The organism is Rhizobacter sp. P3_C12 (assembly GCF_056402735.1).
Genome location: NZ_JBFUGW010000255.1, coordinates 1 through 8,933, shown reverse-complemented (window position 1 = coordinate 8,933; position 8,933 = coordinate 1). Strand labels below are relative to the sequence as shown.

Below are 8,933 nucleotides of genomic sequence, written 5' to 3'. Positions count from 1 at the left end.
CCGCGCGCCGCGTCGTACTCGGTGGTGATGAACAGGTTCGAGAAGGCCGGGTGCGCCATGTCGGCATTGCGCTGGTTCAGCACCACCTCGCCGAGCGCGCTGACCTCGATGCGGCGCACGCCATGGCCCTCGTTGCTCAGCTTCAGCGTGCGGATCTCGGCATCCTCCTGCTGGGCGACCACCACCTCCAGGCTGCTGCGGATGCCGTGCTGGCGCAGGTCGAACTGCGCACGCGCCTCGGCGAACTCGACCGACTGGTAGTCCGGCTCGCTGAAGGTCGGCGCGAGCGTGGCCGACCACAGCACGCCCGAATCGGCATCGCGCAGGTAGATGAAGAGCCCGCAGTCGTCGAGCACGCGGTCCTCGCGCCAGCGCGTGATGTCGAGGTCGGCGCATTCGCTGTAGCCGGAGCCGCTGGCCGTCAGCGCGGTCGCGTAGCGGCCGTTCGACATCAGGTGCACGGCGGGGCGGCGCACGTCGGTGGCCTGCACGCGGCGCACCCGCTGCGTGGAATGGCGCGCGAGCTTCTCGTGGCGCTCGGGTGCCGCGGTGCTGTCGCGCGCGATCACGACCGAGCCGGCCACCTGCTCCTGCAGCAGCAGGTCGAAGGCGTTCATCTCGGGCTCGCGGTGGAAGCGGTCGGCCAGGCTGTCGGTCGTCAGCAGTTGCGTCAGTGCGAGCAGGCTCATCGCCTGGTGGTGCGCCATGTGGCTCTTGACGATGGCGCACTTCTCGTCTTCGCCGAGCCGCTCGGCGGTGAAGTCGATCGCCTCGTAGAAGCCGTGCGGCCCGAGGGCGCCGAGCTTGGCCAGCGCGGTGAAGTTCTGCCGCACCTCGGCCGGCGCGAACGGCGCGGCCAGCGCGGTGGCATAGGGCGCGACCACCAGTTGCCGGTCCATGCCGCGCTTCAGGCTCAGCGCCGGCGCGCCGGACGGCCCGTACTGGTAGGTCAGCTCCACATCGCGCACGTTGACGCCCGATTCGGAGATGCCCCAGGGCACGTTCTGTTCGCGCCCGTAGCGGATCTGCTCGGCGATCGCGTTGCGGCAGGTCTGGTGCAGCAGGCTGCCGGGCGGCGTCTTCATCACCAGCGCCGGCATCAGGTACTCGAACATCGAGCCCGACCACGAGATCAGCACCGGGCCGGAGGCGACGAGCCCCATGTGGCGGCCGAGCCGGAACCAGTGGTCGACCGGCACGTCGCCCTTGGCGGCGGCGAGGTAGCTGCCGAGCCGCGACTCGGAGGCCAGCAGGTCGTAGCGCCCTTCGTCGAGCTGGTGCTCGGCGACGCGGTAGCCGATCGAGAACAGCTTGCGCCGGGCATCGAACAGGAAGCCGAACTCCATGCCGCGCCAGGCCGCCTCGGCCTGCGCCGCGCAGGTGTCCAGGTCGGCGAGCCAGACGGCGGTCGCGGTGCGCGCCTCGGTGCAGGCCTTCAGCGCCGCGGCCAGCAGCGTCGCCGTGGCCGGTGCCTGGCCCTGCAGATGCTGCACCTGCAGCAGCGCCGCCTCGACGTTGGCCAGGTGTGCCGGCACCTCGCCGACCCGCGGCACCGCCGCGAGCAACTCGGCCAGCGGGCCCTTGAACACCTCGGGCGCCTGCTGCTGCAGCGTGCTGAAGGCCGCCTCGACCGCCCACGGGCAGTGGCGCTGCAGGTCGTCGAGGTGCGCCGCGAGCACATGGCACAGCCGCCCGGCCTCGTCGACGACCGGCTTCAACGCGCCGGCCCCCTGGGCGGCACCGTCGGCGCTGCCGAAGGCATAGGCCTCGAGCAGCTCCTTCAGGTGCAGCGCCAGCTGCGCGGCACCGGCGAGCGCTCGACCGGCATCCGCCGGTGTCGCCGGATCGGCCTGCAGCAGCTTGCTGCCGAGGTCGGCGACCGCGCGATCGATCTCGGCCGGGCTCACGTTGCCGCGCGGCGCGCTGCCCTTGTCGCCGCGCGGGCTGCCGGCGCGCACGCTGCGCCACGCCGCCTGCAGCTCCAGGAAGCTGTCGCGCGGGCCGGCCAGCCGCTCGGGCCCGACCACCGGGCGCACGCGCTCTTCCTGCAGCGCGCGGGCCACGACGACCAGGTGCGCCGCCAGGTTGCCGCTGTCGACCGACGACACGTAGCGCGGCTCCAGCGGCCGCAGGTACTGGGTCTCGTACCAGTTCAGCAGGTGGCCGTTGTACGTTTCCAGCTTCGCCATGCTGCCGAGCGTGGCCTTCATGCGGCCGAGGAAATCGCCGCCGGCCAGCCAGCCCAGGTCGCGCGCGCGCGTCAGCGCCAGCAGGTACAGGCCGATGTTGGTCGGCGAGGTGCGGTGCGCGACGACCTCTTCCGGCTCGTACTGCACGTTGTCGGGCGGCAGGTGGTTGTCGGCCGGGCCGACATAGTCCTCGAAGAAGCGCCAGGTGCGGCGCGCGATGYGGCGGAACTCGCGCAGGTCGTGGTCGCCGGCGAGCCGGGCCGCCAGCAGCACCGGCGAGCTGATCGCGACCGCGATCACCGGCGCCAGCCACCAGGCGGCCAGCAGCGGTGCGGCGGCCACGATCGCATCGCGATTGAACAGCAGGATCAGCGCGCTCGACGCGATCAGCGGCAGCGTCGCGCTGCTGATGGCCCAGCTGAACTGCCGCAGCTGGCCGCCCGCCGCCGCCTTGGCCTGGGCCGCGGTGCGCCATTCGAGCATCTTGCGCTGCGAGACGAAGGTGCGCCACACCGCCCGCACGATGGCGTCGGCCATCACGCAGGCGCTCTGCGCGAGCAGCACCAGTTCGATCAGCGCATGGCCGGCGACCAGCCCGAGCTCGCGCGTCAGCTGGATCGGCCGGTTGCTGCGCACGCCCTTCGGCACCGGTGCGAACAGCGCCGAGAACCAGCCGAGCAGCCCCGGCAGGCTGATCGACGCGAGCACCAGCGCGAGCCAGGCGAGCGGCTGCGCGGCCGGGTCGATGAAGGCCGCGACGACGAGCGCGAACGACGCGATCGGCAGCAGCGAGCGCCGCAGGTTGTCGAGCATCTTCCAGCGGTTCAGCGGCGACAGCGGCTCGGCGCGCACGCCCAGCAGCCACGGCAGCAGCTGCCAGTCGCCCCGCACCCAGCGGTGCGAGCGCGCCGCGGCGACCTCGGAATGCGATGGAGAATCCTCGAAGAACGCGACGTCGCTGACCAGCGCGCAGCGCGCGAACGCGCTCTCGAACAAGTCGTGGCTGAGCAGCGCGTTCTCCGGCACCCGGCCCGACAGCGCGGTGTGGAAGGCCTGCAGGTCGTACAAGCCCTTGCCGGTGTAGGTGGCCTCGCCGAAGGTGTCCTGGTAGGTGTCGGAGATGGCGGCGGCGTACGGGTCGACGCCGGCACCGCTCGAGAAGATCCAGCGGAACACCGAATGGTCTTCGGCCTGCGGCAGCAGGAACGAGATGCGAGGCTGGAACAGCGCGTAACCGCGCGCGACGCGGCCGGTCTGCGCGTCGATCTGCGGCCGGTTCAGCGGGTGCGCCGCGGTGCCGACCAGGCGGGCGACCGAGCCGACCGGCATGCGCGTGTCGGCATCGAGCGTGATCACGTAGCGCACGCCGCGCGGCACGCGCTCGGCGCTGCCGTCCTCGAACACGTACGAGGTGCCCGGCTCGCCGAGCAACAGGCGGTTGAACTCGTCGAGCTTGCCGCGCTTGCGCTCCCAGCCCATCCAGGCGCCTTCGGCGGCGTTCCAGCAGCGGTTGCGATGGAACAGGTAGAAGCGGTCTTCGGTGGCCATGCCGCTACCGGGCAGCGGATAGCGCAGGTTCAGGCGCGCCACCTCGTCGCGGGCCGCCGCGAGCAGCACCGCATCGGTCTCGAGCGACTGGTCGGGTGCGTCGCGCCAGTCGGTCAGCAGCCCGAAGCGCAGCTGGTCGTCGCGGTTCGACAGGTAGTGGCGCTCCAGCTCGCCGACCTGGTGATCGACCTGCTCGAGCTGGGTCAGCATCGTCGGCACCACCACCATCGTCTTGCAATGCGGCGGCAGGCCCTGCGAGAACTCCAGGCGCGGCAGCTGGGCCGGCTTGAACACCCGGCCGAGGATGCGGTTGATCAGCAGCACCGCGATCTCGGAGGCCGGCCAGACCGCCAGCAGGAAGATCAGGACGGCCGGCAGCGACACCTGCTCTTCGGCATAGCCGGCGCGGAAGGCCAGCACGGTGAACGCGAAGGTCAGCGCCAGCACCAGGCCGGCGTACAGCACCAGCCGGGTGTGCGGGACCGCGCCCTCGATGCGCCGCAGCGGGTTCGGCGTCAGGCCGATGCTGCGCTCCAGCTCGGGACGGCGGTCGGACAGCAGCCAGCGGCCGATGTCGACGTCTTCGCCCTCCTCGCCGCCCTCGGCGGCGTCGCCGGCGCGGCGGCGGCCGAAGCGGTCGACCACCATCTCGGCCAGGTCCGGCTCGGGCAGGCCGCTGCGCAGGCTCAGCCGCTCCAGCTGCTGCCGGTACAAGGCCTTCGAATGCGGGTCCATGCGCGCATAGACGCTGTTGCGCTGCAGCGCGCGATCGACCAGCGAGGTCTTCGCGAAGATGTCGACCCAGTCGCTCAACTCGATCGCCTTGACGCTGCGGAAGATGTTGCGCACCCGCACGTCGAGCATCGTGCGCACGACGAGATCGTCCTCGATCGCGCCGGCCTGGTGGACGATGCCGACGCCTTCAGCGTGCGCGCCGCCGGCGATGCTCGCCGGGTCGTCGTAGCGGCGCCGCTGCGCCAGCTGGCCGAGGTAGGCCTGGCGGAAGACGCCCGACGCGTTCTTCAGGTCGGGCACCGCCGACGCGGCCTTCCGCGTCGGGCCGCGCGCGGGACCGCGCGATGACGCGAGCGCCGCATCGGAGACCAGGTCGGCCGCGTGCGCGCCGCGGTGGATCTCGAGGATCTGCTCGGCGCAGGCGCGCAGCTGGCGGATCAGCAGGAAGTTCAGGACCGGCGCGAGCAGGGCCAGCTCGCGCAGCATCAGCGGGTGCACCTTCTGGTACTCGACCAGCACGTGCACCAGCTCGTCGGCCTCGAAGTCGAAGTCGCAGGCTTCCAGGTAGAAGTGCGAGAACAGCTCGATGCGCGCGCGCGACGGGTGGCCGCCGGTCTGGTAGGCCGGCAGGCCGCGCACCGCCTTGTCGGGCAGCTGCTGCGTGAGCGCGGTCTGGATGCGCTCGATGACGTAGAAGTTGTCGACCAGCCACTGCGCCGCCTGCGACAGCGAGCGCTGCTCGTCGGTGAAGGTCTCGATCTGCCGCACGCAGGCACGCAACTCCTCGATCGCGCGCGTCAACTCGCCCTTGAAGCGCGCACGCCGCACCGAACGCGACGGCGCATCCCAGCGCGAGAACGCCCCGGCGAACTCCTCGATCGCCGCAGGCAGCGCGAAATCGAACCCTTCGTAGACGGTGATCGAGGGGTTCATCGGCCCACCCCTGAAGGCGCTTCGCCGCGCACCGTCAATGTCGCTGCGTCCACGAGAGGCTCGCGACCTGCGTCGACAACCCGTCGCTGAACGACACCATGACCATGCTGATCACCAGGAACGGCACACCCACAGCCCACATCAACAGTCTTTTCATTCGCCACTCCCGTCGGCAATTCGTGAATCCGGAAACCCTTGAATCCGGACAACCTGCGCACGAGTCTAGGGAGCACCTCTTGCTGACACAGCCGGACGACAGGGCCTTCGCCTGTGGGCGCTGTCCTACGACGTTCGGCCGGCGACCACCTGTAGGCAGGCTCCTACAGTGGCTCCCGCGCTCTTCCGGCAGGGGCAGCGTTGCCCGATTCATACAATCGAGCGCATGTCTGCCGGCGTCCTCGAGGCTCTTCCCGTCACGTTTCTCGCGGAAATGGCAAGATCCGTCACCTTTGCAGACAGGTTTCCGCCGAGCATGCCTTGCCTGCCGAAGAAGAATCCAGAAGTCGGGACATGCTGAAAACCTACATCGTCGAAGACAGCCCGGTGATCCGCGAGAACCTGATCGCGGCGCTGGAGGAACTGGTGGCCGTCGAAGTGGTCGGCACGGCCGACAACGAAGCCGCCGCGCTGTACTGGCTGAAGCAGCCGCGCAATGGCTGCGACCTGGTGATCGTCGACATCTTCCTGAAGAGCGGCTCCGGCCTGGGCGTGCTGTCGGCCAGCGGCGACCTGCCCGACGCGACCAAGCTCGTCGTGCTCAGCAACTACGCGACACCCGACATGCGGCGCAAGTGCCTCGAGCTCGGGGCCGACAAGGTGTTCGACAAGTCGAACGAGATCGATGCGTTGATCGGCTACTGCCAACGGCTCGCCTCGGGCGAGGCGGCGAATTCGAGTTCGGGAAGCTTGTAGCGCGGGATGAGACGCCACCTGCGCGGCCCTCCCGGGCGGCGCAAGGTCGGCAGGCGGCCTGTTACTGGATCAGGCCGTTCTTCAGCGCGTAGTAGGTCAGGTCGCTGTTCGATTCGAGCTTCATCTTCTCCATCACGCGGGTGCGGTAGGTGCTGACGGTCTTCACGCTCAGCGACAGGCTGTCGGCCATGTGGCCGATGGTCTCGCCCTTCGAGAGCCGCAGGAAGACCTGGAACTCGCGCTCGGAAAGCTGCTCATGCAACGGACGGTTCGCGTTGCCGCCGAGGTTGCTGGCCAGCAACTCGGCGACGGCCGGCGTGATGTACTTGCGGCCCCGCGCGACGGTGCGGATCGCGGTGACGATCTCCTCGGGATCGCACTCCTTGTTCAGGTAACCGCTCGCGCCCTGGCGCAGCAAGGTGGTGGCGTAATGCTCTTCGGGGAAACCGCTGAGGATGAGGATGGGCAGCTCGGGCTCGCGGGCGCGGATCGCGGCCAGCGCATCGACGCCGCTCTGCTGCGGCATCGACAGGTCCATGACCAGCACGTCGATCTGTTCCTTGCGGACGATGTCGAGGGCCTCGCGGCCGTTGGAGGCCTCGGCCACGACCTGCAGATCGACCTGCTCCGCGAGATACTGGCGCAGACCGGCGCGAACGAGCGCGTGGTCGTCAACGATGGCAATCTTGATCATGAGCGACTGTCCCCTGTGGTTGGACTCCGATCGATTCTAGAGGCACACAGAAAAATCGCATGAAGAACTTCTTTCACCGATTCAAGCGCAGTGCCTTCACGTTCCCGCTCGCGGTGGTGACCGCGCTGACGCTGATGGGCATCAGCGAAACCGCCTACCGCACCTCGGTGGACGCGCTGGACCGGCTGGGCGAAATGGGCGTCGCCCGCACCAACAACATGGTGCTGCTGCGCCAGGTGCTCGATGCCGAGAACGGCCAGCGCGGCTACCTGATCACCGGCCGCCCCGAGTACCTGAAGCCGTACCGCTCGTCGATGGCGAACATCGGCGAGACGCTGCGCACGCTCGGCGAGTACTACGCGCACGAGCCCGACCGCGTCGCCGACTTCACCGTGCTCGCGACACTGGTCAGCAGGAAGGTCTCCGAGATGGACACCACGGTGCAGTTGCGCGCCGACGGCCGCGACGAGGCCTGGCGCGCGGTCATCGAGACCGACATCGGGCGCGAGCAGATGGAGAGCATCCGCCTCGCCTCCGAGCGGCTGGTGACGCGCGAATCGATGCTGATCGCCGACCGCCGCGAGGAGGTCTACCAGACGCTGCTGCTGAGCCGGCTCGGCGTCAACGCGATGACGGCGCTGAGCGTGCTGGCCTTCTTCATGTACCTGCGCCAGTCGAACACGCTCGAGAAGGAACGCGTGCACAAGAAGGAGGCGCTGCAGGCCGAGCGCGACCTGCTGGAGGTGCAGGTGACCGCGCGCACCGCGCAGCTCACCGAACTGGCGCAGCATCTGCAGACCGCCCGCGAGGATGAGCGCAGCCGGCTCGCGCGCGACCTGCACGACGAGCTGGGCGCGCTGCTGACGGCGGCCAAGCTCGACGTGGCGCGGCTGAAGTCGCGCATCACGATCCACACACCCGACATCACCGAGCGGCTGGTGCACCTGAACGAGACGCTGAACGAAGGCATCGCGCTGAAGCGCCGCATCATCGAGGACCTGCGGCCGTCGTCGCTGAGCAACCTGGGGCTGCTGGCGGCGCTGGAGATCCTGGGCCGCGAGTTCGCCGAGCGCTCGGGCGTGAAGGTGGTCAGCGAGCTCGAACCGGTGTCGCTGAAGCCGTCGGGCGAGCTGACGGTGTACCGGCTCGTGCAGGAGGCGCTGACCAACGTCGCGAAGTACGCGCAGGCGCGCCAGGTGGTGGTCACGCTGCGGCCGCGCGGCGCGCTGGCCGAGGTCGACGTGCACGACAACGGCAGCGGCTTCGACACGCAGGTGGCGCGGCCGTCGACGCACGGGCTGCTGGGCATGCGCTACCGCGTCGAGGCCGAGGGCGGGCGCATGAGCATCCAGTCGACGCCGGGCACCGGCACGCGCATCCAGGCGACGCTGCCGCAGATCTGAGCCTGAGAAGAGACGGCGGGACCGTCGGCTCCCTCCTACACCGCATCGGCTCGCCGTCCCATTCCTCGCGGACGCCCGCGCTCCTAGAGTGGTCCCATCGTCAACCACTCACACCGAAGGAGCCAGAGCATGCTGTATTACGCCGTCGTGTTCTTCATCATCGCGCTGATCGCCGCCCTGTTCGGCTTCGGCGGCATCGCGGCCAGCGCTGCCGGCATCGCGAAGATCCTGTTCATCATCTTCGCGATCATGGCCGTCGCTGCCTTCCTGTTCGGTCTCATCAAGCGGGGTACCTAGCCCGGCCTTGCGGCGCGGTCGTCCCTCGCCTAACTTAGTTATCCCACACATCAAGGAAACAACCATGACCACCTCCACCTTCAAGACCGACAACCTCAGCAGCCAGGCCAGCGACACCGTCAACCGCCTGGCCGACTCGGCCGACAGCGCCGTCAAGAGCACGCGCCGCGTCGCCAACACCGCGCTCGACCAGGCCGAGACGGCGATCGGCGAGGCACGCGA

6 protein-coding genes are annotated in these 8,933 nt (G+C 69.4%); 3 read left to right on the top strand and 3 right to left on the bottom strand.

Annotated features, from left to right (window positions below; translation table 11 throughout):
* Both AC1DXV_RS27300 and AC1DXV_RS27295 read right to left on the bottom strand, forming a co-directional pair.
* On the bottom strand, positions 1-5,405 hold a 5,405-nt coding region (locus tag AC1DXV_RS27300), incomplete at its 3' end, for a glucoamylase family protein (RefSeq protein ID WP_477936507.1).
* Between the two features lie 34 nt (positions 5,406-5,439).
* Positions 5,440-5,562 (bottom strand): hypothetical protein, encoded by a 123-nt coding sequence (locus AC1DXV_RS27295; protein ID WP_465111150.1) that lies wholly within the window; start codon positions 5,560-5,562, stop codon positions 5,440-5,442.
* Between the two features lie 353 nt (positions 5,563-5,915).
* Between AC1DXV_RS27295 and AC1DXV_RS27290 the strand changes: the two genes are divergently transcribed.
* Positions 5,916-6,317, top strand: a complete 402-nt coding sequence (locus AC1DXV_RS27290) for a response regulator transcription factor (RefSeq protein WP_477871321.1) — start codon at positions 5,916-5,918, stop codon at positions 6,315-6,317.
* Positions 6,318-6,378: 61 nt separating this feature from the next.
* Here AC1DXV_RS27290 and AC1DXV_RS27285 read toward each other — a convergent pair whose 3' ends face one another.
* Positions 6,379-7,011, bottom strand: coding sequence for a response regulator (locus tag AC1DXV_RS27285; RefSeq protein ID WP_047500757.1), 633 nt, complete (start codon positions 7,009-7,011; stop codon positions 6,379-6,381).
* Positions 7,012-7,070: 59 nt separating this feature from the next.
* Between AC1DXV_RS27285 and AC1DXV_RS27280 the strand changes: the two genes are divergently transcribed.
* Positions 7,071-8,414 (top strand): CHASE3 domain-containing protein, encoded by a 1,344-nt coding sequence (locus tag AC1DXV_RS27280; RefSeq protein WP_477936505.1) that lies wholly within the window; start codon positions 7,071-7,073, stop codon positions 8,412-8,414.
* 129 nt (positions 8,415-8,543) lie between these two features.
* A complete protein-coding gene (locus AC1DXV_RS27275; RefSeq protein ID WP_047500752.1) occupies positions 8,544-8,711 on the top strand; it encodes a DUF1328 domain-containing protein in 168 nt (55 codons plus the stop codon).
* Positions 8,712-8,933 lie beyond the last annotated feature (222 nt).